This is a genomic window from Parabacteroides sp. KHUB-01 (assembly GCF_056640935.1).
The window spans coordinates 1,043,095-1,069,128 of sequence record NZ_CM153256.1; the positions used below are offsets into that span (position 1 = coordinate 1,043,095).

The 26,034-nt window shown below is 37.6% G+C and carries 22 protein-coding genes, 1 tRNA gene and 1 pseudogene; 7 read left to right on the forward strand and 17 right to left on the reverse strand.

The features are described 5' to 3' along the window. Window positions 1-754: 754 nt before the first annotated feature. From ACYIAR_RS04725 to ACYIAR_RS04775, 11 genes and pseudogenes are all read right to left on the reverse strand, one after another. Window positions 755-1,093 carry a hypothetical protein gene (locus tag ACYIAR_RS04725; protein WP_480332422.1) on the reverse strand — a complete coding sequence of 113 codons (339 nt, stop codon included), beginning with the start codon at window positions 1,091-1,093 and terminating at the stop codon, window positions 755-757. 15 nt (window positions 1,094-1,108) lie between these two features. Next, window positions 1,109-2,089 (reverse strand): virulence RhuM family protein, encoded by a 981-nt coding sequence (locus tag ACYIAR_RS04730; protein WP_480332424.1) that lies wholly within the window; start codon window positions 2,087-2,089, stop codon window positions 1,109-1,111. A 134-nt stretch (window positions 2,090-2,223) separates the two neighbouring features. Continuing rightward, a pseudogene (locus tag ACYIAR_RS04735) lies at window positions 2,224-2,399 on the reverse strand (AlbA family DNA-binding domain-containing protein); the annotation flags it as partial. Between the two features lies 1 nt (window position 2,400). Continuing rightward, entirely contained in the window at window positions 2,401-3,201 is an 801-nt protein-coding gene (locus ACYIAR_RS04740) for a hypothetical protein (RefSeq protein ID WP_346702550.1), read from the reverse strand. After that, window positions 3,198-4,187, reverse strand: a complete 990-nt coding sequence (locus ACYIAR_RS04745) for a hypothetical protein (protein WP_346702548.1) — start codon at window positions 4,185-4,187, stop codon at window positions 3,198-3,200. Before ACYIAR_RS04745 ends, ACYIAR_RS04740 begins: the two co-directional genes overlap by 4 nt. 8 nt (window positions 4,188-4,195) lie before the next feature. After that, on the reverse strand, window positions 4,196-5,305 hold the full coding sequence (locus ACYIAR_RS04750; protein WP_480332426.1) for an HNH endonuclease family protein: 1,110 nt from the start codon (window positions 5,303-5,305) through the stop codon (window positions 4,196-4,198). A 3-nt stretch (window positions 5,306-5,308) separates the two neighbouring features. Then, on the reverse strand, window positions 5,309-6,166 hold the full coding sequence (gene dinD, locus ACYIAR_RS04755) for a DNA damage-inducible protein D (RefSeq protein WP_480332428.1): 858 nt from the start codon (window positions 6,164-6,166) through the stop codon (window positions 5,309-5,311). A 5-nt stretch (window positions 6,167-6,171) separates the two neighbouring features. Next, the gene (locus ACYIAR_RS04760; protein ID WP_480332430.1) at window positions 6,172-7,221 is read right to left on the reverse strand and encodes an adenine-specific methyltransferase EcoRI family protein; all 1,050 of its coding nucleotides are present in this window, start codon (window positions 7,219-7,221) and stop codon (window positions 6,172-6,174) included. 4 nt (window positions 7,222-7,225) lie between these two features. Next, window positions 7,226-7,426: a helix-turn-helix transcriptional regulator gene (locus ACYIAR_RS04765; RefSeq protein WP_075317913.1), complete on the reverse strand. Its 201-nt coding sequence runs from the start codon at window positions 7,424-7,426 to the stop codon at window positions 7,226-7,228. Window positions 7,427-7,509: 83 nt separating this feature from the next. Beyond that, a complete protein-coding gene (locus ACYIAR_RS04770) occupies window positions 7,510-8,430 on the reverse strand; it encodes a relaxase/mobilization nuclease domain-containing protein (protein WP_480333560.1) in 921 nt (306 codons plus the stop codon). Next, window positions 8,427-8,792 (reverse strand): MobC family plasmid mobilization relaxosome protein, encoded by a 366-nt coding sequence (locus ACYIAR_RS04775; protein ID WP_480332433.1) that lies wholly within the window; start codon window positions 8,790-8,792, stop codon window positions 8,427-8,429. Before ACYIAR_RS04775 ends, ACYIAR_RS04770 begins: the two co-directional genes overlap by 4 nt. Before the next feature lie 857 nt (window positions 8,793-9,649). Between ACYIAR_RS04775 and ACYIAR_RS04780 the strand changes: the two genes are divergently transcribed. Continuing rightward, window positions 9,650-9,961, forward strand: coding sequence for a helix-turn-helix domain-containing protein (locus ACYIAR_RS04780; protein WP_480332435.1), 312 nt, complete (start codon window positions 9,650-9,652; stop codon window positions 9,959-9,961). A gap of 33 nt (window positions 9,962-9,994) precedes the next feature. Beyond that, window positions 9,995-10,297 (forward strand): helix-turn-helix domain-containing protein, encoded by a 303-nt coding sequence (locus tag ACYIAR_RS04785; RefSeq protein ID WP_008141865.1) that lies wholly within the window; start codon window positions 9,995-9,997, stop codon window positions 10,295-10,297. A gap of 75 nt (window positions 10,298-10,372) precedes the next feature. Here the strand turns inward: ACYIAR_RS04785 and ACYIAR_RS04790 are convergent, their stop codons facing one another. From ACYIAR_RS04790 to ACYIAR_RS04815, 6 genes are all read right to left on the reverse strand, one after another. Then, window positions 10,373-11,497 carry a Fic family protein gene (locus tag ACYIAR_RS04790; RefSeq protein WP_336310187.1) on the reverse strand — a complete coding sequence of 375 codons (1,125 nt, stop codon included), beginning with the start codon at window positions 11,495-11,497 and terminating at the stop codon, window positions 10,373-10,375. Window positions 11,498-11,593: 96 nt separating this feature from the next. Further along, window positions 11,594-11,968, reverse strand: a complete 375-nt coding sequence (locus tag ACYIAR_RS04795) for a hypothetical protein (protein WP_480332438.1) — start codon at window positions 11,966-11,968, stop codon at window positions 11,594-11,596. A 3-nt stretch (window positions 11,969-11,971) separates the two neighbouring features. After that, window positions 11,972-13,204 (reverse strand): site-specific integrase, encoded by a 1,233-nt coding sequence (locus ACYIAR_RS04800; RefSeq protein WP_258322439.1) that lies wholly within the window; start codon window positions 13,202-13,204, stop codon window positions 11,972-11,974. Between the two features lie 244 nt (window positions 13,205-13,448). Then, window positions 13,449-13,521 (reverse strand) — tRNA-Phe (locus ACYIAR_RS04805). Window positions 13,522-13,737: 216 nt separating this feature from the next. After that, a complete protein-coding gene (locus ACYIAR_RS04810; RefSeq protein WP_480332440.1) occupies window positions 13,738-15,321 on the reverse strand; it encodes a YfcC family protein in 1,584 nt (527 codons plus the stop codon). Further along, window positions 15,318-16,586 carry a DNA recombination protein RmuC gene (locus tag ACYIAR_RS04815; protein ID WP_480332442.1) on the reverse strand — a complete coding sequence of 423 codons (1,269 nt, stop codon included), beginning with the start codon at window positions 16,584-16,586 and terminating at the stop codon, window positions 15,318-15,320. The genes ACYIAR_RS04810 and ACYIAR_RS04815 overlap by 4 nt, the downstream gene beginning before the upstream one ends. Before the next feature lie 797 nt (window positions 16,587-17,383). Between ACYIAR_RS04815 and ACYIAR_RS04820 the strand changes: the two genes are divergently transcribed. From ACYIAR_RS04820 to ACYIAR_RS04840, 5 genes are all read left to right on the forward strand, one after another. Next, window positions 17,384-19,270 (forward strand): amidophosphoribosyltransferase, encoded by a 1,887-nt coding sequence (locus ACYIAR_RS04820; RefSeq protein WP_480332444.1) that lies wholly within the window; start codon window positions 17,384-17,386, stop codon window positions 19,268-19,270. A gap of 79 nt (window positions 19,271-19,349) precedes the next feature. Next, entirely contained in the window at window positions 19,350-20,444 is a 1,095-nt protein-coding gene (gene carA / locus ACYIAR_RS04825) for a glutamine-hydrolyzing carbamoyl-phosphate synthase small subunit (RefSeq protein ID WP_480332446.1), read from the forward strand. 30 nt (window positions 20,445-20,474) lie between these two features. Continuing rightward, window positions 20,475-23,699 (forward strand): carbamoyl-phosphate synthase (glutamine-hydrolyzing) large subunit, encoded by a 3,225-nt coding sequence (carB, locus tag ACYIAR_RS04830; RefSeq protein WP_480333562.1) that lies wholly within the window; start codon window positions 20,475-20,477, stop codon window positions 23,697-23,699. Window positions 23,700-23,884: 185 nt separating this feature from the next. Next, window positions 23,885-24,463 carry a Crp/Fnr family transcriptional regulator gene (locus tag ACYIAR_RS04835; RefSeq protein WP_480332448.1) on the forward strand — a complete coding sequence of 193 codons (579 nt, stop codon included), beginning with the start codon at window positions 23,885-23,887 and terminating at the stop codon, window positions 24,461-24,463. A gap of 462 nt (window positions 24,464-24,925) precedes the next feature. Then, on the forward strand, window positions 24,926-26,023 hold the full coding sequence (locus ACYIAR_RS04840) for a phosphotransferase enzyme family protein (protein ID WP_480332450.1): 1,098 nt from the start codon (window positions 24,926-24,928) through the stop codon (window positions 26,021-26,023). The last annotated feature ends 11 nt before the right edge of the window (window positions 26,024-26,034 follow it).

Here is a 26,034-nt window from a genome sequence, read left to right on the forward strand (position 1 = left end):
ATTCATTCTTATTTATACAACTGGTATGCCAAATTTAAGGTTACAGACATACAAGACTGAATTCCAGCCCAATATCAACTACTTTCATTTTATATATATAAATACGACCTTATCATTTTGAAAATGTTTACTTCTATTTTGATATACTTTTTATTTCTCATTACTAAATATGTATGTACTGTTTTATTGTTTTTCAAATAATTATTTCTCGGAATAATAAAATGGTTGGATCAAATAAAGATGGATATTAGCTTATAACTGAAAGAAATAATTCAAATACTTATAAAGACCGTAATGAAACAAGGTAATTAAGTGTTTTTCTTATAATATTTTAGGAATAAGAAGTAACTACTATATTCTTGAGGCTTATTTTCAAAATAACTGATTAGTCCAGAGTATTTTATTAAAATAATTCTAATGATAAATAATGATTTAATATAGATTCCTTACGCTATTAATAGCGTTTAATTTTTATGTGTAGGAGAATAACAAAAAATCCCGACTTCAAATTGAAATCGGGATTTTTAAGTGGTGCCACCAGGAATCGTAATATAACGATAAGTGGCTGAATATCTTTGATGTATATCTTAGCTAAAGACGTAATCTCCCGCTATTGTTCCACCAGAGGCTTGCTATATTTTGCTGTGTCTTGCGGAGTCGATTTCCTATTATACGGCAAAGGTAACGCTTTATTTTGAAATACAAGCAGATGCCTTGTGTTTTTGCTCCACCTCGGTGTGGAATTCCAACCGATTTATTTTTTATTCAAATTACCAAGCATATCAATAAGCAAAGATATACCATCTACCATAGTCATTGTTTCATGTTTGGCTATTTGTTTGTTGCATTCTTCAATTTGCCGTTGGCATTCCAAAGCTAAATTATATTCTCCCTGCGTGTATCCTCCTGTGATTCTAGCTTTGTACACAATATAACTGCATATTTGTGATAATTCCACAATCATAGATCGGAAACGGGCAACTTGAATTATGTTATATGCTAAAGAAGCACCTTCAACAATCATTTTTGCTTTCTCATCTTTTAGTGTAGCTACTTTTGCCGTAAGAAAGGCTAAATCAATTGCATTATTCATATCAATAGTATCACTTTATTTCTTGTTTAATTTTTTAACCTCTTTGTCGAAATCACTTTCAAGCATATCCATTTCTCGCTTGCGGTATATCTCAAATTCCTTTTCAGCTTTTTCTATGGCTTGTTTATGTGAAATATTACCTTTACCAATCAGGATTTTTCGTTTGTGAGCTATAATCTGATTGTCAAGAGCTTCTATCCAGTCTTTCATAGACATAGGATTCATCTCCAATGCCTGGAATTCTGCAAAATCGAGAAATCCTGAAACTAACAGATTCAGTCGTTGCAATTCTATTTCTGACAAATAGTTTTTCGCAATTTTTACATCATCTTTGGTTACGTAATTACCTTTGAAATTAGTCATTCCGACAAACGGTTTTTCATTGTCCACACGGTTGTATATTACCTCAGCAGCTGTATTCTCATGAACTGCATAATGCAGTTTGTTTTGCACGGTGGCGAAAAAAGTTTTAGTCATTTCACTACGAGGATCATAGTCCGTAGCTGTAGCATATATGTCCGTAACCTGCTGGTAAAAATTTCGTTCGCTACTACGAATATCTCTGATGCGCTGTAATAATTCTCGGAAATAGCGGTTTCCTCCCTGTTTCAGCCGTTCATCGTCCATCGCAAAACCTTTCTGAATATATTCATGTAAACGTTGTGTCGCCCAACGCCGGAAGCGTGTTGCTATTTGAGACTGGACACGATATCCCAAAGCTATGACCATATCGAGATTATAATGGTCTATATTACGCCTTACTTGACGATTGCCTTCCTGACGAACTAACAAGAATTTCTTGTTAGTTGCTTCTGCTATAAGTTCTCCATCCTTGTAGATATTGTCTATATGCTGACTAATATTCTGTTGTGATGTGTCATATATCTCTGCTAACTGACTCTGTGTCAACCATAAGTCTTCATCGGCAAAGCGTACCGATACACGAGTTATTTCGTTATCGTCCTGATATAGGATTATTTTATTTTCTTCGTTCATGTTTATTATCTAAATTATTGCCATTTGCTATTCCTCAAACTTACTTTCAATGCTGAACCTTTTGCCGTAAGGCGATATTATTGCAACCAACTTTGCTTGTCGTTAGGAAAAATAAACTCTATGTAGCTCACGTATTTGTTAGGAAAACCTTCCACTATTTTCTTGTTATCTGGATACCATATATTTCACCATTGTCTTTTATACCAATGTAAAGTACACCGCCTTGTGTGTTAGCAAAACCGCATATCCATTTTAGATATTCGTTGCGCCAAGATTCTTTGAACTCTATGTTTGGGGATTCAGTTTGCATATTATAGATTCATATTGTAAAAAAAGTTCCAAATAACAAGACTTATTATTAAGCATATAAAAAATATGATTATTCCTTTTACAATAGAAAGATTAAATCCGCATTCACGTTTAAATGTTTCTGAAATCTTTTCTTCATTATAAATCTGAATATCAGGTCTTCTTTTTAAAAAGTCCAATCTAATATACTGATACATATGGCAAATTGCATAAAAACATATGATAAAGAAATCTATTAAAAAATAGACAATACAAAATCTTATTAGAAATACCAATACCAAATTTAAAGTTGTAATAAGAGTTTCATTATTCCACTGTTTATAAGGGATAATATGGTATTGCGAAAAATCTACTTTTACGTTAAAACTTAATGTAAGAAGTATTAATATAATAACAAAGACAGATAGTAAGATTGCATAAGATGTTAATGCATTAAATTGATAAAAAAAATTCCATAAATGGAAATCTGTTACAGAGGCTTCTGTTTTATTGGAAGTCTCATCTTCTCGCTTTTTTATATTTAAAGACTCAATATGTTTGGATTTATCAAAGACGACAATTATTAAACTTAAAAATAGAGCAACCATGATGGATAGACAAGTCAAAATATGATCTGTTGCATCTGTCGTTAATCCTTGAGGAACAGAGATACAGAATAAAACGCTGATACATAATGCAATAATTTGCAAAAATGAAAAATATAATTTAGGCTTGCTCCCTTTTCCGTTAATATTTTTATATTGCCATTCATGTCCATCTTTAATGAGTTTAAATAAATAATATATAAGAATGTTACTATTCATTTGTGTTCAAAACCATATATTTCTAATTTTATTTTCTCTAAAAAGTTATCGCATAGTGATTTTAAATCATTTCTCTTAAAATCTCCATTTTCATCAGCAGAGATATACTCATCAATTGGTATGATAGGATGAATTTCATCTTCCTTATCTATTATAAAGGGTAATGATTTTTTTAAATCTTCATTTCTCATTACTCCTTTCTTTTTGCTAAAAGATGAAAGTGAATGTGTATTTCCCCCAATTCTTATACCAAAAAAATTTCCTATTTTATTTATTACAGTATCAGAATTGGACATATTCTCTCTACCTGTTTTGGGAATAATAGTTACTTTAATATCAAATTCTTCTGATTTTATCAAAGTTTCTTGTTCAGTCTGAATTTGTGTAACAAATTCTTGCTCATACGACAAACTACATAAATTTGCACCATCTATAAAATGCTCTTTTAACCATTTGGGATAGTATGTATTGACTCTGCATCCTTTTATAGTGTCAATTTTAAATAAATTCTCCATAAATGGTTTTATAGCTCTACGAATAGATGAATTTTCTTTAGATTGAACCATTAATATACCAATACTCGAATCCCAAGGAAAATATAAATAGAAGTAATATCTGTCTGTTATAATATCACTTTTATTAATTGTACGTCTTTTTGATAAATCTGATAACTTAGCAAGTTTACGAATAGAATTATAAGGACCGGCATCTATAAACCCTTCAATAACAAAAGATGAAGAATGAGATGTTAAGATTGTATTTATTTTCTCACCCTTCCCTTTGAATATTGTTAGTCCCATTTTTTTAGAATCAATACAAAAGACACTACTCCCTATTAATTCTAATAAGTTCCTATAAAAGAGATTAAATATCTTTGCTTTTGTTATAGATGAATCTGTAATTTTATTTTTCTTAATTATAACATTTTTGAGTGTCCCTGAACGTTTGGGAAGACATATCTGATATATATCGAGTTTATTAGCCATAATAAATATTATTTCCCTCCTTTTATTCTATTACAATTTTTACAAAGCATTTGGCAATTCTCAGCCACAGTAGTACCACCTTCTTTCCATGGCGTAATATGATCTGCTTCCATTTCCTCCAGTTCAAAGTGTTTGCCGCAATGTACACAAATACCTTTCTGGCGTTCGTAGGCTTCACGTTTCTGTTTTTTATCAAACGTACGGAAACTTAAATCACGTAAATCACCACTCAGGACATAACGGTAAATACCAGATTTTTTCATGATTTCATCATCTTCCATCAAATCATGAATTTGTTTTTCCAACGCAGCGGTATCATAGACACCGTCACCATATTTGTCGAACATTTCGCCCCAGTCCAAACCTTTCATTTCACGGCGGTACTTAACGAATGTAGAACGTATCCATGTGATGATTGATACGAAATAAGCCCAAAGTTTATTGGCATTTGGATCAAACTGGTGCAAAGCCATATACTTATCAACACTCTCTACACCGTCATGACGAGCTGCCCATTTTAAGATTGTAGATAAATATGCTTGTTCTATTGCATTACCATTCAGAAAATCTGCCCCCATTTTATATGCCGGGCAACCATTCTTTGAGAAGTGTCTGCGTGCGTCAGTTACAAAAGGTCCAGAATAAACTGCATTTAATAATTCTTGGTCAAGAAGTTTTTCTCCAGCAATGTTGATTACACGGAACCAATCCAGTTTTTCTTTATCTGTACCTTCACAAAAATAGACCGTTAACTCATAATTGAGGAATTTTTCTTTTTCCTCAGCTGTAAGTGTTGAAAAATAAAGTGTACCTCGATCATGGTCAACTATATTGAAGTCATGGGTATAGAATCCGCAGATTGAAAGAGTACGTTGCTGTCCGTCAATCATTTCAAAATTGCCATTATCATCCACACTCCAATACATGATATTGAGAGGAAACCCTTTAAGTATAGTGTCTATTACAGCCTGTTGTTGCTTTTCATCATAACGGAACTCACGCTGATAAGGTGGGCGTATATCCAACTTTCCATGGTAGCCTTTAACACCTGTATCTGGATCATTGACATAACCGTCAATAAGATCTGCAATTTTTATTGATTTCAATTCTATCTGCATATCTTACTCCTTTCCTTTTTTTGAAGTTTTGTTTGTGCTTTGTTTCTTGGTCAAGGATTTTTCCTCAGATTTTAATCGCCGTTCTACCTTTTTTACGTCCTCTCCCGGTGGCAACTGTTCCGGAACAATTCCACGTTGAAGCAGCATATTCCTTACAGCAGCATTGTTGTCTACATGCTCACGGGTTATTTGTTCTTGGCCATGCAAATCTTTCTGTTGTACATTCACAGAGGTCATTTCTGCAGCGAAATCTTTTGCTTTGATACTGATTGTTGGGAGAAAGTCTGCTAAAGGTCGATTGTCAGGAGCGCCTAACCTACGCTTTAATAATGCTGTGTCTAAATGAAATAATGCCTTGTCGCCTTTAGAACGGATAATGCCGAATCCTTTGTTATCCACGCCACGCTCATAAAGAATGCCAGACAGACGATTTTCCGTTTCAGCTAATTTGTTGCGTGCCACAACACGCTCATGTTCCAATATCCTCTTTTGTACCAATTCTGCTCGGCGTGTCTGTACAGCAAAGTAGTTTTGTGCAAATGCTACTTGTGCTTTGCGGGGGTCTCCATTTTGTGCTATAAGATAGCAGGCATAGCGCGTCAGCATGTAGTCATTTACCTCACGTACAGAGCCTGAACCAAGCGTAACCATTTTGCTGACGTCAGCAAAATGGTATGTTGTTTCTTGACCTGCATTTTCACATGCTGTCTTTGCTTTCTCTATGATATTCTCAAAGTTACGCCATTGAGCATAACCCAATAAGGTAGAGAGTTCTCTTGCACTCCAGCATTCCACCCCTTCGTATTCATTGGCGATGGATTCAAATTGCTGGAATAGTTCTATTATTTCTTCGGCTTTCATGGCTTTTATTTTTTTCTTCTTATTAAAATGCGAGCATATGGAACAACAACTTCATCACCATTCATCATATATAAATCTCCATCTACTGCTCCTCGTTTTTGAATTTCTTTACGATATTTTTTATGTTCAGGCTTATATGGTTGTACACCTATAGATAATCCTAAATTTGCAATACCTAAACCAATTATTTCAAACTGATCAGGATTATATTTATCCATAAATGTAATAGGTACTCCCATTATTCCTTCATAATCACATGGTATATCTTCAGTTTTATTGACATTTATAGCATCATAGTTTTCATATTTAGGATATAAATCTGGAGTATAATTTTTATATAGAATCAAATCTTCATGTCTTTCTTTATAATCTAAATTAGTAAACCATCTAACACCTTTCACCCTTATGAATTTTCTACCAGTAGCATCGATACCACAACCTGCAGCCTTAAGTTCATAATCTTCAGGTACCCAGAATTTTCTATCTCCACTATGAATGCTTGCTCCAAGCCACATTTTATTATCTCGTATAAGAGGAAATATTTCTTTATATGATAAAGCATTCTGATTCCCAATAATCAAGAATTCTTTATCATACTCCATCAGTTGAGCAACATATTCGCGGAATAGAGAAAATGGTGGATTTGTTACTATAATATCTGCTTCTTTAAGAAGCTCGATACATTCTTTACTTCGAAAGTCACCATCTCCTTTCAGTGGCATTACCCCTATTTCATTTGCATCCGGAGTATGATTTCCATTCTTATCTCCTTCATAAATTAGATATATAGCTTGCTCACTTTGATTTTGGCTGAATAAATCCACATTCTGGTTCTTATAGCATGTAGTAATTAGCTTTTTCAAACCAAGAAACTCAAAGTTATATGCGAAATAGGTAAAGAAGTTACTTATTCGCGGGTCGTCACAGTTGCATAATACTGTTTTACCACGAAAATGTTCGCGATAATGTTTCAGCTCATTATTGATATCGTCAAGTTGAGTATAAAATTCATCCTTTTTCGCTTCTTTAGCCTTATCTATATTTCTTTTTGCCATACTTTTACATGCTTTTATTTAATAATTCTCTGATATCCACATTTAGCAATCCTGCAATTTTAGACAAGGTTGCTAAATCTGGTTGAATCTTATTGGAGCACCATTTAGAAACGGTGGAACGATCTTTTCCAAGTTGTTCAGCTAACCACTTTCCCGTTTTGTTTTGTTCTACTAATACGACTTTTATTCTATTCAAATTTTCCATTATAGACCACATTGTTGGTATATAATACAAATATAGTGTTTATATATGAAACAACATATATAGCTGAAATATTTTTCCATACTTTACCATCTTATTTTACGTTGTTTTTTCTTTTTCTTCTTTCTCAAATAATCGTCCGGATAACCTTCAGGTTGTTCCGGTTGCGGGTTCGGTGTGAACAGACCTAAAGAACCGCTGTATAATTCATAGCCATGAGGTTCCTGTTGATATGCCGGTTCACTCTGAACAGCTACCTGTCTTTGGGTTTCCGAATATGACGGTGTCTTTAACGCGGCATCTATCTTGGAATAGCTGAACTGCCTGTCAATCTTGGAACCGCTGAAGGAATAGCCGTTCATGATGAACACGACACCCTGTACTTCATCGGATTTTCCCTTGTATTTGAACCGTACATCCACTCCCTTTTCGCTTAATCCGGCAATCAGCTCCTTCCAGTTTCCGGCCTTTCCGACCTCCGTTTTAAGCAGACTGTAAAGTGCATATTTTGTCTTGTCCGGTTCTCTTAAGCGTTCAGTCTTGACATGATCCTTGCCTTTGGCCATGTGCAGACCATATTTCAAAGTCAGTTCCTTGCAGATGCGTGCACTCCGTAACCGCTCGTTTTTGTCGGATATGGTCCTGCCATCATTGTCTATCCGGTTGTAGGCAATATGTATATGGGGATGCTCCTTGTCGAAATGTCTGGCTATAAAGAACTGTGTGTTCCTTATGCCCATCCGTCCCATGTATTCCAAAGCTATTTCTGCCATAATCCGGCTGGTCAGCCTGCTTTCATCCTCTTTGGAAAATCCCAGTGCAATGTGTCCGACCGGCCTGGATACTTTCGGATTCATGCCGGCCTGTGCTTCGAAAGCCTTTGTTATTGTGGCAACATCCTCAATAAACAAGCCGGCATGTGCGATAATCCTGGCATTCTTTTTACTGTCAATGATATAACCGGTAACCTCACGGAATCCGCTTCCCTTTACAATCTTCGCAATCATAGCAGGATATGGTTCAGCAGTTCTTCGATTCTTGCCACCTGTATACGGCATTCCAGCTTTTCCGTATCGAATCCTCCGGCATTTGCCTTATGAGCCAGCTGGTTCAGATTGTTCGCCATACCGCATAGTTTACGGATATAGTCGGAATGTTCCGCTGTAAGTCTTTGCCGGACATATCCCTTACGGAAACATTCCCTCAGGTATTCACTTGCCGATATGCCTGCGCTTCTTGCCCTGCTTTTCAGCGTGTAGTAATCCGGTGTCGCCAGTTTCACGGTAACACGGTATTTCAGTTTGTCAGTCGTACTCTTGGGAGGACGGCCACCCTTGTTGTTTCTTTCTGTATTCTGTTTCTTTTCCATCTGTTGACTATTGTATAAAATGAATGTACTGATTAGACCAGCGGGATGAACCTCTCACTGCGTCCAGTAGTGGGAGCAAGCGGTTTCGGTCTGCCCGAAACACAAACTTGCTCCACTAAAAATCTGAGTCCTGCTATTTTGAGCGTCTCTGAATATACTCCCTATAAATGGGGGAGAAATAATACCGTTGTCGGTATCATCTTATGGAGGGGACAGGCCTGTTTTTCCGTTTCTGTTCATCATTTGTTTTCTCATTTTGTTTGCCATGTTCCGATATATCTCGGAATGAATTGTCTGGCAAAAAAAGAATATAAGTTTCCAATAGTCAAACAGTTGGTCGGGATGTGGCAACAATGTGGCCTATTGCACTTTGCATATAGGGCAATCGGTGTGGAATGCAGTACTTTTCCTGTTTGATGAAACAATGAACTGGGGATTCAAACAGTTACTGATTTATTGACTTGAATATTTACTGACTTAATGTCGTATTGTCGTACTGTAGTAAATATTCATGTCTGTGAATTATTGAAGGAACACTTCTTTGCTTCCTTATCTAATCAATGGTTTGGAAAAGTGATGAAGTAAGGTTACATGGAAATAACCCATTCCTTATCCATTGCTATGGACATTTATTGAATCAGGTTCATAGATATTTTATTCTGTAAATCGTTATTGGATGGAGTCACTGAATATAGGGATATTTGCAGAAAATGATATGAATGTGGCCTCATAACTAAGATAATCAGCGCCACATACTGCCAGTTAGGCGGAAACCATTGCCTTTCAGAATATATGGCTTTTCTTTGTCGCAAACAACGAAAAAAGAATAAACATCAATCAACAAAAAAGGAAACGATATGGAATTTGTAGGAATAGAAAAACAACTGTTTGAGGAATTGGTGCGTAAGTTTGAATACTTTGAGCATCGGGTCATGGAAATTTGCAACCGGGAAAACGACAGGACGCTACACAAGTGGATGGACAATCAGGACGTATGCCGGTATCTGAACATCTCGCCCCGTACCCTGCAGACACTCCGTGATAACGGTACCTTGCCTTTTTCTCAAATCAATCACAAGATATTCTATAAGCCGGAAGATGTGCAGGGTATCGCCAAGAAAGTTGAGGACAGAAGAAAAGAGGCTCTTTACAGAGGACGTAACATATAACAGTTAAACAATAACCACTAAATCCATAATAACATGAGTGAACTGAGAACAGACAGCAGAGAATGGGTACACCGTATCATGGGAAGTCTTGACCGTATGCTGGTCGGGATTGAGAATCTGGCGGTCGGAAACCGTCCCGTACTGGGCGGTGAACGCTATCTGACCGACAAGGAAGTGTCGGCACAGTTGAAACTGAGCAGACGCACGCTTCAGGATTATCGTAATGAAGGGAGAATATCCTATTACCAGTTGGGAGGTAAGATACTTTACCGGGAGAGTGATATTGAGAAAATGCTTCAGGAGAATTATCGGGAAGCATATATGAGTAGTAAATAAAAGAAAGAAATAAAGGCTGTGTGACATTGGTTTATCCAAACCGGCACACAGCCTTTATGCTTGTATGATGAACAATTATACATCTTCCGGCATGGGGATGACAAGGATAGACTCACTGCACCGGATTCCGTAGAATACGTCACGAACCCGCCCCTGCTGAGGTATCAGAATACCCTTTTCTACCAGATCTTTTATATCGCGTGCTGCTGTATCTGGTGATACCTTTACACGTTTTGCCCAGTTCTTAGCCGTCAGTTTGCCGGGATAACCGTCCAAATATAAATTCAAGACTTCACGTTGTCGTTCGGACAGGACTGTTTCGGCATGTGTTTGCCAGAATATAGCCTTGTTAAGAACCTTCGACAATGTTTCGTCGGATTGCTCGACGGAACGGAGCAGGCAGTCAAGATACCAGATGATCCATTCAGTAATCTCGCAATCTCCCTTCTGTGTTTTCTCCAATATGTCGTAATACTGTTTTTTATCCTTGTTTATCTGATGTGAGATACTGAAAAAACGCATCTTTGAGTTTTCGGCCTGTGAAAGTGCCATATCAGCAATGGCTCGTCCGATTCGTCCGTTTCCGTCATCGAAAGGATGGATGCAGACAAACCACAAATGGGCTATCGCCGATTTTACATAGCCGTTATGTGAATCTGAATTGAACCAGTCCAAAAACCGATTCATTTCTTCGTCTATTCTTTCAGGAGCAGGCGCTACATAATGTATCTTTTCCCGACCGAACATTCCAGAAATAACTTTCATCTCTCCACTGCGGTATCGGGCTACATCTATTTTCGTTGGACCGCTCCATCCGGTAGGAAACAGGCAGTTGTGCCAGCCGAAGAGTCTTTTATGGGTAAGCGGACTGTTGAAATTGACGGTTGCGTCAAGTGCCATTTCCACTACTCTGTCTATATATCGTGAGGATTCGGTCGGATTCGGTAGTTGTACTCCGAGTTTGCGGGCTACAGATGAACGTACCTGCTCATTGTTCAATTCCACTCCTTCAATTTCTGATGATGCAATGATGTCATGAGAGATGGATTCAACTACGGCAGACATCTTGTCGTTAAAACCTATTACACTAAGGCGTCCCATCAGATAACCGACAGCTTTGTTTACCTTGTTCAGCTTCTCACCGACAAGTTCCTTGTTCCACGAAAAGGAAGGCCATTCTTTGTGTTCATGTATATACATAGGCATCACTGTTTTCTGCAAATATACGGTTTTGCGGATAATTAACCGCAAATTTTGCGGCTTATTATCCGCATGAAATAGTGAAATCAATATTTATCAGCATTTTAGATATGATTTATGATGACCATTCATCATGCAGATAATCATTGACTTTTCAGATTGGAACAGTCTGCTGATTATATACTCACGTAATTGTTGGGCCGGAGAAGTATTAATCTGAAAGGCAAGCGCAAATATCATTTCCAGGTTATAGACTACCTGATACCCCTCTTTTAACGGAATACGTTGTTCTGCGGTGAATGATTGCAATATCCCCAGCTTATATATTCTTCTTTTCGCTGCTCGTAAGGTCGGTGCAACTACATTGAACAAGCCGACAAGTTCGGCTTCGTCCATACGAATCTTATCAGGATGGACAGCAGGAATAACAATCCTGCCGTCCTCCATTATATGGATAATGTCTCTTTTCATAAGCTATAGGCAATTTGAAAGTATATCCCTTACATTATTCATATCTTTCAGAATGGAACTGTCGAGTACCCTTGCATAGTGTTGCGTCATCTTGATATTGGAGTGACCGAGCATTTTGGCTACATTCTCAATGCTTACCCCATTGGCCAAACAGACAGATGTGGCGTACGAGTGGCGGGCGGTGTGTGTAGTCAGGTTCTTCTTTATCAGACACAGGTCGGCAATCTCTTTCAGGTAACTGTTCATCTTCTGATTGCAGGGAACAGGCAGTAATACTCCTTTCTTTTTGCAGGCAGGATAATCTGCATATTTTCTCAGGATTTCCAAAGGAATATCCAGTAGCGGAATGTTACACATGTTCTTTGTTTTCTGACGTGGCTTCCTGATCCACAGGTTTCCGTTATTGTCTTTTACGATATGCTCAGGGGAAAGCTGTTGTACGTCAATGAAAGCCAGGCCGGTAAAGGCAGCAAAAATAAAAACATCACGGACTACGGTGATTCGCTCCAAAGGAAACTCCTTGTGGTAGATAGTCAGCAGTTCGTCCATGGTAAGAAACTCACGGATTACTTCTTTTTCGTGGAACTTGATACCGATAAACGGGTCTTTGGCTATCCATTCATTGGCCAGTGCCAGATTGGTAATTTTCTTCAGACATTTCATATAACGGATAACAGTATTCTGCTGACATTCCTTTTCAGTCTTCAAATAAAATTCAAAGGCACGTACCAACTCACCGTTGACTTCCACCAGCGGCAGATCATCCTTTCCGTATTTCTGTCTGATAAGTTCGGCAAGATAGCGCTTGCAGCTTTCATAACGGCGAACGGTAATCAGGGCGTAGTCTTTACCGACCAAGGCACGGCATTGATCATTGTGCTCCTGCATGGTACCGATGAGAGTGCGTACCGCTTCCGGTTCTTTGTCCTGTCCGAAAAATATTTCCTGCAACAGACGCGCTGTTATAGGCTGGTTCTGTTCTTCCAGCTCACAAAAAATCTGATGTAATTTAATTCTCGCATTTTCGATATAGGCATTCAGATCACATGATTTGCGGCTTTTGCCTCTGGCAGATTCCTTAGCCTGACTCCAGAGAGACGGGTCAATGCTTTTGCGGATGTTGTTTTCAACTCGCGTACCATCTACAGTGATACGCATACAAACGGATGCTTCTCCGTTTTTCAGCAGCTTGGTCTTCTTCAAGAAGAAAAGCACATTGAATGAACTTCTTTTCATTTTTCCTACAGTTTTTAGTTTAGACAAAAGTAGGAAACCGACCACGTTATCTTGATACGCAAAACATTGCAAATCAGCGAGAAAGGCTCTAATTCGGTGGAGATTTTTGCTCCACCTTTTATCTCCACCTTTTGCTCCACCTCAAACGGTAATATTTTGCCGTTTTTTGCGTACTTGGGGAAAACAAAAAATCCCGATTTCGCTTGGAAATCAGGATTTTACTGTCTTTTGCTTTTCTTCAAAGTGGTGCCACCAGGAATCGAACCGGGGACACAAGGATTTTCAGTCCTTTGCTCTACCAACTGAGCTATGGCACCATCATTTTTTGTTTTTGTAACCGTTATTGTTTCGATTACGGGTGCAAAGGTAATGACTTTTTTTTAACCTGCAAACTTTTCGGTCGTTTTTTTCAAAAAAAATATCACTATACGAAGATAGTGATATTCCTTAGTTGATATAATATTCTATTAAAACTTTGTTTAACAAGATATTATATCCTACATTTATTATATCAAAAAAATCATACAAAATAATCAAAATCCATTCATTGGAATAAGTACTGTTGGTATTAGAAGTATAAATCCTAAAATTATCAATCCAACAATAAACTTCCATACCCATTTGAACCAAATATCATATGGAATACGGCTTACTCCCAATACTGCAATAAGAACTCCGGATGTAGGTGTTATCATATTTGTGAAACCATCGCCGAACTGGAATGCCATGACTGTGGCTTGTTTTGAAAGACCTATCAAATCTGAAAAAGGAGCCATAATAGGCATTGTTAACGCGGCTTTTGCACTTCCTGAAGGTATTACCAAATTGATAAGATTTTGTATGAGATACATCATTCCGACTGTTGCTACTTTTCCCATTCCTTCCATTCCTTTGGCAAGATTGAATAATATTGTATCTATCACTTTTCCGTCCTGCAATATAACAATAATACCGCCGGCAAGTCCAACTACGAGTGCTGCACTCATTATATCTTTACAGCCATCAAGGAACAGCTTGACCAATTCATTCGGAGTTTTTCCATTTGCTACGCCTGCCAATATTCCCAAAGCAAAGAATAATGTAGCTATTTCCATTATATACCATCCGTAGCCCATAACTCCGGCAACAAGATAAAATATAGTAAAAAACAGAAGGTTCAATATATATAATTGTACTGTCTTCTTAAGTGCAAACACTGAAGTAACTGCAAAAGCCAATGATATTACAGGTATAAGCGGCAAACCTTCAACCACCTTGTTCCCGATTTTCAAATCAGTCATAGGATAATTTATACTGAACAATAACAATACAATCATCAGTAAAATAAAACTATACCATGCTGACCGTGGTGTTTTATATTCAAATTCTGTAGTTTGAGAAGCATGTAAATCCCGCCAATATTTATCAACTTCATAAACGGGAGATAATCGTGGATTCTTTTTAATTTTATGAGCATACCTAAGAATCCATGTAAATCCGAATACATTTATAATAAACCAGCAGAATATACGATATTCAATGCCTGAAAACAAAGGAATACCAGCCAAGCCTTGAGCAATACCTATTGTAAACGGATTTAATATAGCTCCAGCGAAACCTAGTCCGGCTGCAACAAAAACCATACATACACCTGTTATGGAGTCATATCCCATCGAAACAGCCAGAGGTACAAGTACCAGGCAAAAAGCAATAGTTTCTTCACTCATTCCGAAAACAGCTCCGAAAATACTGAACAGAAGCATGATTGCCGTCAACAGGAAATTTTCGACACCAATTTTACGTATCAAAGGATTGTTCTCCATTTTCCGCGCCTTTTGTAGAAATGCGGCTGTTCCCATATCAAAAGCCTTGCTGTCATTTACTATCCAAAAGGCTCCGCCTATTACCAATATAAATACTATAATATCTGCCTTATCTACAAAACCCTTATAAAAGGCTGAGAATATCTGCCAACTCTGCGGAGTGTTAGACACCGGTTCATAAACAAGAGTCTTTACACCTTGCTCTGTTATTTGCTCGACATACTGTCCTCCCGGTAAAATCCATGTCAATGCCGCACAAAACAATATTATATAAAAAACTATTACGTACGTATGGGGAATCTGTCTCTTTTTCATAAGTTTTCTTCTTCATTATTTTCCAAAACACCAATTTCAGGGATTATAGCACGAGCTTCTGCAGAACTTAAAGTGTCAACATCTTTCAGACGACGTTGAATAGCTCTGGTTCTGACACCTAAAACCTCATCTATCTGACCGCTGGCTGTCTGCAAGTTTTTTTGGGCTTTCTCAAGCATTCCTCCCATTTTCTCAAACTCTTTTTTCACGGCTCCAAGTATTGTCCATACTTCGCCGGAATGTTTCTGTATTGCCAATGTTCGGAATCCTATCTGCAAACTGTTCAAAATAGCGGCTAATGTTGTCGGTCCTGTCACTACAACTTTATAGTTTCGCTGTAAATCCTCAAGCAATGCTGAACGGCGCACGACTTCTGCATATATTCCTTCAAATGGCAAAAACATAATACCAAAATCTGTTGTAGCCGGAGGTGCGAGATATTTTGTAGAAATATCTTTTGCCATTTTACGGATAGTTGCTTCCAGCATTCTTCCAGCTGCATCTATAGCCTGTGGGTCTGCTTTGTCGTATGCATCTATAAGTTGTTCATATACATCTTTGGGGAATTTAGCATCAATAGGCAAATAGACAAAATCAGTATTGTCATCCTTTCCAGGCAATTTAACAGCAAACTCAACCAAAGCATCCGAACCTTTTTTGGTTTTCACGTTCGCTTCATATTGTTCAGGAGCCAGTATTTGCTCAAGCAACATACTAAGTTGTATTTCTCCGATATTACCTCGAGTTTTCACATTACTCAACACACGCTTCAATCCTCCAACATCTTGAGCAAGGCTTTGCATCTCACCTAACCCTTTCTGCACGTTTTCCAGTTGAGTATTTACCAGATTAAATGATTGAGTTATTCTATCGTTTAATGTTTTCTGAAGCTTTTCATCAACCGTAACTCTTATTTCGTCCAGTCTTTTTTCCGTATTTTGGATCAATTGCTGTTGCCTTTCATTTAATTCAGAAAACTTTTCACGCTGAAGTAAATTAAATGAGCTTATTCCTCTTTCAAATGCTTGACGGAATTCGCTCAAAGAATTTATCAGCTCCTCACGATTTTCCTTTGCAACGTAACGGCTCTCTTCCCTATTCAACTTAAAATCTTCTCTGAAGTTTTTCTCAAGTCTTTCGGATAAAGATTGGATATTATTCAATATATTCTCAAAATCCTTAGAGTTATCTTGCCCTTTTTTCAACATCAACATAAGTTGAAGAGCAATCACCAATACAATTCCACACAAAATAACTATTTCCATATCTACAACCTATATATTTTTACATTTCGTTTATACACAACAAATTACGTAATTTAGACTACTTTTTCCCTATCATTTCGCAAAGATAAAGTTTTTTATCAACCTCTACAATATTGTTAAAACATATTAATTACGCATTTTTTTCGCAATAAGATTTGTTTTTCTCGAATAAAGAACCTTATTTTGTAAACGTAGAAAGTCAAGAACAACTTCTCAAACAATTATGAAGAATGTTTATGACTAAAGAACAAAAAGTCGTTCACTATTTTTCAGCGAACAACTTACACAAGATTGATAGAAACTGTGTTTACAGTAATTAAAGAATATTGTTTTTCATTGGTTAAAGTTAAGGGTTAGTGTAGGATGCTATTGGATGTGAATCCGGTAGCATTCGTTTTTTTATTAATGTTTGTAATTTAAATTACATTTCGCAGTATATAAAATATGCAACAAATAAATTAACTCTTTTTCTTCCGAATGTAATCCATTTTTCTTCCTGAACTAATTTCAATTTGAGAAGTTTCACAATTTTCACACCTCTCTGAAAATCAAAGGAATCATGTGAACTATGAACATTTCTTAACGATAACACAAAATTTAAAGAAAACCTACTAATCAAAATCTTACAAACTACATATTAAATGCACAGTATTTTAGTCATATTGTTATAAAATGCTATCATTTTCTGAAAAGTATTTTTATTCTGTTAAAGTATTTGTATTTTTCATTTCAATAGTCTAATTATATAATGAAAACCTCCTATCTTTGCATATTGAAAAATTAGGTTATTTAAGAAGATGGAAACATTAAAGCACGAATGTGGTGTAGCCATGGTTCGATTGCTGAAACCGTTGGAGTATTATCATCAGAAGTATGGAACTTGGATGTATGGGTTGAACAAACTCTATCTCCTTATGGAAAAGCAGCACAACCGTGGACAGGAAGGAGCTGGACTTGCCAGTGTAAAATTAGAGTCTAAAGTCGGTGATGAGTATATGTTTCGTGAACGAGCTGTTGGAACAGGTGCGATAACAGAAATTTTCTCATCAGTCCATAATCATTATAAAGATTTTTCAAACGAAGAACTGAATGACCCTTATTTTGCCAAAAACAACTTACCCTTTGCCGGAGAACTTTATATGGGGCATCTCCGATACAGTACAACCGGAAAATCCGGTATTTCTTATATCCATCCATTCCTACGCCGCAACAATTGGCGTGCTAAAAACCTTGCCTTATGCGGGAATTTTAATTTGACTAATGTTGATGAAGTTTTTCAGGAAATAACCGCAATAGGACAACATCCTAGAAAATATGCAGATACATATATAATGCTTGAACAGCTTGGCCACAGACTTGACCGTGAAGTTGAGAAGCTATATGTTCAATGCGAATCTGAAGGATTAAAAGGCACAGATATTACTAAAGCTATCGAAGATAGAATCGACCTATCGAATGTTCTCAAGCGCTGTACGCATACATGGGACGGTGGTTTCGTAATCTGTGGTATTACAGGAAGTGGTGAAATGTTCAGCGTAAGAGACCCATGGGGTATAAGACCTGCCTTTTACTACATTGATGATGAAATAATTGTTCTTGCATCTGAAAGACCAGTCATACAAACTGTAATGAATGTGCATTCATGGGATGTAAAAGAACTGAACCGCGGAGAAGCTTTATTTGTAAATAAAAAAGGACAGTGGCATACTTCGCAAATTGTAGAGCCAAAGGATAACAAAGCTTGCTCGTTTGAAAGAATTTATTTCTCCAGAGGCAGTGATGTTGATATTTATCGTGAGAGAAAAACTCTCGGTGAAAATCTTGTTCCGGCTGTTCTCAAATCAATAGACAATGATTTGAATCATACTGTTTTTTCATTCATTCCAAACACTGCTGAAGTTGCATATTTTGGATTGAAAGAAGGTTTGGACTGCTATCTGAACAGTCTGAAAAAGGCATTGATTACAGACAGAAGCCACAAATTGTCGGAAGAAGAACTTGAGGATATTCTGGCAATGCGTGTGCGTACTGAAAAAGTTGCCATAAAAGATATTAAACTAAGAACATTCATTGCTGAGGGAAACAGCAGAAATGACTTGGCAGCGCACGTCTATGATATAACATATGGAAGCATAAATGCTTTCGAAGACAATCTGGTGGTAATCGACGACAGTATCGTCCGCGGAACTACTCTGAAACAAAGTATAATCAGCATTCTTGACAGATTACATCCTAAAAAGATTGTAATTGTTTCATCGTCACCACAGGTCCGTTATCCGGACTATTATGGTATTGATATGTCAAGCATGAGTGAATTTATTGCATTCAAAGCTGCGGTTGCTTTGCTAAAAGAAACAGGGAAAGAAGATATCCTTATAGAAGCTTATCAAAAAGCAAAGAAACTGCAGGCCGAAGGACGTGATTCTGAAGAAAACTGTGTAAAGGCTGTATATGCACCTTTTAGCGATGAAGAAATTTCTGCAAAAATTGTTGAACTGCTAACACCCGCAGAAACTAGAGCTAAAGTGGAAATAGTTTACCAGACTTTAGAAGGCTTGCACAGTTCATGTCCAAACCATCCAGGAGACTGGTATTTCTCAGGAGATTATCCAACTCCGGGTGGAGTAAAACTTGTCAATAAAGCATTCATTTCCTATATGGAAAAAGAATATTGGACAAAATAACTTATAAAGGAAACAAGGCTTTATAGGCAAAACTAAAGATTAATAATATTTTGACAAATTCATAAACAAGAGATAATATATGCAAACAGACAAAATCGCTACGTTAATCCTTGATGATGGAACTAAATTCCAAGGTTTTTCATTCGGTTATGAAAAGCCAGTTGCCGGAGAGGTTGTGTTTAATACAGCTATGACCGGTTACCCGGAAAGTTTAACTGATCCATCTTACGCAGGACAGCTAATGGTTCTAACCTATCCTTTGGTAGGTAACTATGGTGTACCTCCACGTACTTTCCGTCCGGATGGTATATCTACATTTATGGAAAGTGAAAAGATTCATGCTGATGCTATCATTATCAGTGACTACAGTCATGAATACAGCCATTGGAATGCTGAATGTAGTTTGGGTGATTGGTTGAAAGAAGAACATATTCCAGGCATCTATGGTATTGACACCAGAGCTCTGACAAAGAAACTGCGTGAGCACGGTGTTATGATGGGACGAATTGTCATAGGTGACGAAGGTAACGATTTGCAGATGCCGGATTATGGCCATGTAAATTATGTAGATATTGTTTCTTGTAAAGAAGTAATTACATATCAGCCTGAAAATGCAGAAGGAAAAACAACTAAGAAAGTTGTTTTGCTGGACTGTGGTGTAAAGCATAACATTATCCGCAGCTTGCTGAAAAGAAATCTGACTGTTGTCCGTGTTCCATGGAATTATGATTTCACGAATATGGAATACGATGGCTTGTTCATCAGCAATGGTCCTGGCGACCCTGACAACTGTGATGCGGCTGTACAGAACATTCGCAAAGCTTTAAATGGCGACAAGCCTATTTGTGGTATTTGTATGGGTAACCAGTTATTGGCAAAAGCTGGTGGTGCTTCTATCTATAAATTGAAATATGGACACAGAAGTCACAACCAGCCGGTACGTATGGTTGGTACAGAAAAGTGCTTCATCACTTCTCAGAACCACGGTTACGCAGTTGACAATGACACTTTAGGAGCAGACTGGGAGCCATTGTTCGTAAACATGAATGATGGAACTAACGAAGGTATTCGTCATAAGACAAAGCCATTCTTCTCATCTCAGTTCCACCCGGAAGCTTGCAGTGGTCCGACAGATACAGATTTCATCTTTGACAAATTCGCAGAAATGCTTTAATCCATTCTCTAAAAACAGACAGATATGACAATAAACAATGATATTAAGAAAGTCCTAATATTAGGTTCAGGTGCTTTGAAGATTGGAGAAGCCGGAGAGTTCGACTATTCTGGTTCTCAAGCTTTGAAAGCTATCAAGGAAGAAGGTATCGAAACAGTCCTTATCAATCCGAATATTGCTACGGTGCAAACGTCTGAAGGTGTTGCCGATACTGTATATTTCCTTCCGGTCACTCCGTTCTTTGTTGAGAAAGTTATTGAAAAGGAACGTCCGGACGGAATCCTGTTGGCATTTGGTGGACAGACTGCATTGAACTGTGGTGTTGCATTGTATCAGAGCGGTGTGTTGGAAAAATACCAGGTTAAAGTTCTTGGTACACCGGTACAAGCTATTATGGACACTGAAGACCGTGAGTTGTTCGTAAAGAAACTGGATGAAATCAATGTCAAAACTATCAAGAGTGAAGCTGTAGATAATATTGCAGATGCTCGCCGTGCTGCTGCAGAATTAGGTTATCCTGTAATTATCCGTGCAGCATATGCTTTGGGTGGTTTGGGTTCCGGTTTCTGCGACAACGAAGAAGAACTTAATGTTTTGGCAGAAAAAGCATTTTCTTTCTCTCCACAGGTATTGGTTGAAAAGAGTTTGAAAGGCTGGAAAGAAGTTGAATATGAAGTAGTGAGAGACCGTTTCGACAACTGTATTACTGTATGTAATATGGAAAACTTCGACCCACTTGGTATTCACACTGGCGAAAGTATCGTAATTGCTCCTTCACAGACACTTTCAAACACAGACTATCATAAATTGCGTGAACTTGCAATCCGCATTATCCGCCACATCGGTATTGTCGGTGAATGTAACGTGCAATATGCATACGACCCGGAAAGCGAAGACTACCGAGTAATTGAAGTTAACGCCCGCTTGAGCCGTTCATCTGCATTAGCTTCAAAAGCTACAGGTTATCCATTGGCTTTTGTTGCTGCTAAATTAGGTTTGGGTTATGGTTTGTTTGATTTGAACAATTCCGTAACAAAAACAACAAGTGCTTTCTTTGAACCGGCATTGGACTATGTTGTATGTAAAATTCCACGCTGGGACTTGGGTAAATTCCAAGGCGTAGCCCGCGAGTTGGGCTCAAGCATGAAGTCTGTTGGTGAAGTAATGGCAATCGGACGTACATTTGAAGAAGCTATTCAGAAAGGTTTGCGTATGATTGGACAGGGAATGCACGGATTCGTTGAAAATAAAGAATTGGTTATTCCTGATATTGACAAGGCATTGAATGAACCGACTGACAGACGTATTTTCGTTATCAGCAAAGCTTTCCGTGCTGGTTATACAATCGACCAGATTCATGACTTGACTAAGATTGACAAATGGTTCCTACAGAAACTATATAAAATTATATGTACAGCTAACGAATTGGAGGCTTGCAGCAAAATCAGTGAAATTCCTACAGAATTGATGCGTCGTGCTAAAGTTCAGGGATTCTCAGACTTCCAGATTGCCCGTGCAATTTACAAGGAAAACATGGAAGATACTGAAAAGGCACTGCTTCAGGTTCGTCAGGAACGTAAGTACAGAGGCATTTTGCCAGTTGTAAAACAGATTGATACTCTTGCTGCTGAATATCCTGCTCAAACAAACTATTTGTATCTGACATATAGCGGAACAGAAAATGATGTTACATATCTTGGCGACAAACGTTCAATTGTTGTTTTAGGTTCTGGTGCTTACCGTATTGGTAGCTCAGTAGAATTTGACTGGTGCGGTGTTCAGGCATTGAATACTATCCGTAAGGAAGGTTATCGCAGTGTAATGATCAACTACAACCCAGAAACAGTATCTACAGACTACGATATGTGCGACCGTCTGTATTTCGACGAATTGACATTCGAACGCGTAATGGATATTCTTGAACTTGAAAATCCTCACGGTGTTATTGTTTCTACAGGTGGTCAGATTCCTAACAACCTGGCTATGCGTCTTGACGAACAGCGTGTAAATATCCTTGGTACGTCTGCCAAGAGCATTGACAACGCTGAAGACCGCGAAAAATTCTCTGCAATGCTTGACCGTATCGGAGTTGACCAGCCTCGCTGGAAAGAGCTTTCATCAATGGACGACATCAAAGCTTTCGTTGATGAAGTTGGCTTCCCTGTTCTGGTTCGTCCAAGTTATGTGTTGAGTGGTGCTGCAATGAATGTTTGCTCAAATGATGAAGAGCTTGAAAGATTCCTTAAACTTGCAGCTAATGTTTCCAAGAAACACCCGGTTGTAGTAAGCCAGTTCATCGAACAGTGTAAAGAAATAGAATTGGATGCAGTTGCCGACAAGGGCGAAATCATCATGTACGCCATAAGTGAGCATATTGAATTTGCTGGTGTTCACTCAGGTGATGCTACAATTCAGTTCCCAGCACAGAAACTATACGTTGAAACAGTAAGACGAATCAAACGTATCAGTAAGCAAATTGCTAAAGAATTGAATATTTCAGGACCATTCAATATCCAGTATCTTGCAAAAGGAAATGAAATCAAGGTAATTGAATGTAACTTGCGTGCTTCACGTAGTTTCCCATTCGTAAGTAAGGTTTTGAAGATTAACTTTATCGAATTGGCAACACGCATCATGCTTGGATTGCCGGTTGAAAAACCTCATAAGAACGAATTCGATTTGGATTATGTAGGTATCAAGGCTTCACAGTTCTCATTCAACCGTTTGCAGAAAGCAGACCCAGTGTTGGGCGTGGATATGACATCTACCGGCGAAGTCGGCTGTATCGGTGATGACGTTTCTGAAGCAATCCTTAAGAGTATGCTTTCTGTTGGTTTGCGTATTCCTCAGAAAAATATCTTGCTTTCAACAGGTACAGCTAAACAGAAAGTTGATATGCTTGATGCAGCCAAGATGTTGGCAAGTAAAGGATACAATTTGTTTGCCACAGGAGGAACACACCGCTTCCTACAGGAAAACGGAGTTCCAAGCACATTGGTATATTGGCCAAGCGAAACAGGCATGCAACCTCAGGCTTTGGATATGCTCCATGAAAAGAAAATCGATATGGTTGTAAATATTCCACGCGATTTGTCTGTTGGAGAATTGGACAATGGTTACAGAATCCGCCGTGCTGCAACCGACTTGAATATTCCTCTGATAACAAATGCTCGCCTTGCAAGTGCATTCATAAAAGCATTCTGCACATTATCTGTTGATGATATACAGATTAAGAGCTGGCAAGAATATAAGTAATTGAAGTTTTGCTAATTGCAAGACTTAAAAACTATGATATCCTGTGTTTACCGAAAGCAATGTTTGTTTTCGGTAAAACACAGGATTTTTTATTTTATCAGCCATACACGCCAAAGCATTTTTTTGATTTATGTCAGAAAAAATCTTATTTTTGCATTAAGAAGAGAAAATAGAATAGTTAAGGTATGGATTTAAGTAAGCACATTGCACAAAGAATTTCCGAGCTTTCATCACCGTTAAGCGAGGAATCATTGCAGAAAGTTGCCTCCATTTTAGTTAAGACTGAATTGAAAAAGAATTCGATGTATTTAAAAGAAGGAGAAGTAAGTAAGCACATAGGGTACGTTCATAAAGGAATGTTGCGTTTATATTATTACAAAAACAAACGTGACCTGACAGAGCATTTCGCCTGCGAAGGAACAAACTTTTTCTGTATAGAAAGTTTTTTCAGACAGAAACCAACTCGACTTATGATTGAAGCACTGGAAAACAGTATTGTTTACGGTCTGCCATACGACGAGCTTATGGAACTGATAAAAGAGAATTATGAAATAGAGGTAATGTATCGTACAATGATTGAAAATTCACTGATTCTTTCACAGCAAAAAGCTGATATGCTAAGATTTGAATCAGCAAATGAAAGATACTGCCGCTTGCTTAAGGAGCATCCGGAAATTATCCAAAGAGCTCCGCTTTCACATATAGCATCATATCTTCTTATGACACCGGAAACATTAAGCCGTGTCAGAGCAAGCCTACTTTAAATTTTGACAAATATCAATAAACGTTGATACATTAGTAAAATTGATATACATCAAACGACATTTGAAATAAAAGAATTTACTTTGCAGTCGAAAACAGAACTATGAAAAAGTATTATTAAAAAGTTATATTGTTTGAGACAATATATTTTTATAGGTGTTGGTAAAAAGGTAAAATGATTTAGGTTGTTTTTTATGATAACAAAGGACAATGATTACAAACTTTGTCCTTTGTTATTTTTTTATGCCTAATCCTAAGTTTCGCAATCTAAACTTTAAGTGGAAAAGGAAACAAATTGACAAGATAAAAGAACTGTTCAAAATATATCCGGCCCCACACATCCGTCGGTCCGGATATATTTCGAAATTAATACGGCCCGGCGAAAGCGTGGGTTCGGATATATTTTATTTTGCTCTGCGAACGCCTTTTATTATATTTGTGCATTATAAATCAAAAACAATACCGTGATGAAAACAAAACAAGAATTATTGAATATCCTTTCACATTTTGAATTGACAGAAAAGGTTGTTGATGCAGAACCTTTTGGCAACGGACATATCAATGACACTCTGAAAGTCACAAACGAAAAAGGAGAAATCAAATATGTTTTGCAGCGTATCAATCATTTGATATTTACTAATGTTGAAATGCTTCAGAACAATGTGCAAACTGTTACTACACATATCAGAAAGAAATTAGAAGCTAAAGGCGTTGATGATATTAACCGTAAAGTCCTTACTTTCATACCTTCAAAAGATGGTAAATCTTATTATTTTGACGGCGACAGTTATTGGAGAGTTTGTCTTTTCATTCCAAGAAGTGTAAGCTACGAAGAAGTTACTCCGGAATTATCATACGAAGCAGGAAAAGCTTTCGGTGAATTCCAGGCAATGCTTGCAGACCTTCCGGAAGGAGCACTAGGCGAAACTATTCCAAACTTCCATAATATGGAGTTCCGTCTTCAGCAATTCCGTGAAGCAATAGCTGAAAATAAGGCTGGACGATTGGATGAAGTAAAGGAGCTTGTTGATGAAATTGAAAAGCGCGCCGAAGCAATGTGCATTCAGGAACGCCTTTATCGTGAAGGAAAACTTAAGAAACGTACTAATCACTGCGATACTAAAGTCAACAATATATTATTCGACGCAGACGAGAAAAAAGTATTGTGCGTAATCGACCTTGATACTGTTATGCCTGGTTTCGTTCTGTCTGACATCGGAGACTTTATAAGAACTGCAGGAAATACTGGTGCAGAAGATGACAAGAACCTTGATAATGTAGGATTGAATATGCCTATTTTTGAAGCATATACAAAAGGATATATGGAAACAGCGAAGGCATTCCTTACTCCTGAAGAAATCAAGTTATTGCCTTATGGCGGACGACTTCTGACTTATATGCAAACTGTTCGCTTCCTTACTGATTATATCAACGGCGATACTTATTATAAAATCCATTACCCGGAGCATAATCTGGTAAGAACACGCGCTCAGTTCAAACATTTACAGAGTTTGGAAGAAAATGCTGCGGCAATGGATGAATTCATGAAACAGTGGCTATAACTCCACAAGTT

What these genes read in the sequence shown, in the direction of transcription:
- ACYIAR_RS04725 (WP_480332422.1), bottom strand. Translation starts at nt 1,093, where the DNA reads ATGAATAATGCAATTGATTTAGCCTTTCTTACGGCAAAAGTAGCTACA.
- ACYIAR_RS04730 (WP_480332424.1), bottom strand. Translation starts at nt 2,089, where the DNA reads ATGAACGAAGAAAATAAAATAATCCTATATCAGGACGATAACGAAATA.
- ACYIAR_RS04740 (WP_346702550.1), bottom strand. Translation starts at nt 3,201, where the DNA reads ATGAATAGTAACATTCTTATATATTATTTATTTAAACTCATTAAAGAT.
- ACYIAR_RS04745 (WP_346702548.1), bottom strand. Translation starts at nt 4,187, where the DNA reads ATGGCTAATAAACTCGATATATATCAGATATGTCTTCCCAAACGTTCA.
- ACYIAR_RS04750 (WP_480332426.1), bottom strand. Translation starts at nt 5,305, where the DNA reads ATGCAGATAGAATTGAAATCAATAAAAATTGCAGATCTTATTGACGGT.
- dinD (WP_480332428.1), bottom strand. Translation starts at nt 6,166, where the DNA reads ATGAAAGCCGAAGAAATAATAGAACTATTCCAGCAATTTGAATCCATC.
- ACYIAR_RS04760 (WP_480332430.1), bottom strand. Translation starts at nt 7,221, where the DNA reads ATGGCAAAAAGAAATATAGATAAGGCTAAAGAAGCGAAAAAGGATGAA.
- ACYIAR_RS04765 (WP_075317913.1), bottom strand. Translation starts at nt 7,426, where the DNA reads ATGGAAAATTTGAATAGAATAAAAGTCGTATTAGTAGAACAAAACAAA.
- ACYIAR_RS04770 (WP_480333560.1), bottom strand. Translation starts at nt 8,430, where the DNA reads ATGATTGCGAAGATTGTAAAGGGAAGCGGATTCCGTGAGGTTACCGGT.
- ACYIAR_RS04775 (WP_480332433.1), bottom strand. Translation starts at nt 8,792, where the DNA reads ATGGAAAAGAAACAGAATACAGAAAGAAACAACAAGGGTGGCCGTCCT.
- ACYIAR_RS04780 (WP_480332435.1), top strand. Translation starts at nt 9,650, where the DNA reads ATGGAATTTGTAGGAATAGAAAAACAACTGTTTGAGGAATTGGTGCGT.
- ACYIAR_RS04785 (WP_008141865.1), top strand. Translation starts at nt 9,995, where the DNA reads ATGAGTGAACTGAGAACAGACAGCAGAGAATGGGTACACCGTATCATG.
- ACYIAR_RS04790 (WP_336310187.1), bottom strand. Translation starts at nt 11,497, where the DNA reads ATGTATATACATGAACACAAAGAATGGCCTTCCTTTTCGTGGAACAAG.
- ACYIAR_RS04795 (WP_480332438.1), bottom strand. Translation starts at nt 11,968, where the DNA reads ATGAAAAGAGACATTATCCATATAATGGAGGACGGCAGGATTGTTATT.
- ACYIAR_RS04800 (WP_258322439.1), bottom strand. Translation starts at nt 13,204, where the DNA reads ATGAAAAGAAGTTCATTCAATGTGCTTTTCTTCTTGAAGAAGACCAAG.
- ACYIAR_RS04810 (WP_480332440.1), bottom strand. Translation starts at nt 15,321, where the DNA reads ATGAAAAAGAGACAGATTCCCCATACGTACGTAATAGTTTTTTATATA.
- ACYIAR_RS04815 (WP_480332442.1), bottom strand. Translation starts at nt 16,586, where the DNA reads ATGGAAATAGTTATTTTGTGTGGAATTGTATTGGTGATTGCTCTTCAA.
- ACYIAR_RS04820 (WP_480332444.1), top strand. Translation starts at nt 17,384, where the DNA reads ATGGAAACATTAAAGCACGAATGTGGTGTAGCCATGGTTCGATTGCTG.
- carA (WP_480332446.1), top strand. Translation starts at nt 19,350, where the DNA reads ATGCAAACAGACAAAATCGCTACGTTAATCCTTGATGATGGAACTAAA.
- ACYIAR_RS04835 (WP_480332448.1), top strand. Translation starts at nt 23,885, where the DNA reads ATGGATTTAAGTAAGCACATTGCACAAAGAATTTCCGAGCTTTCATCA.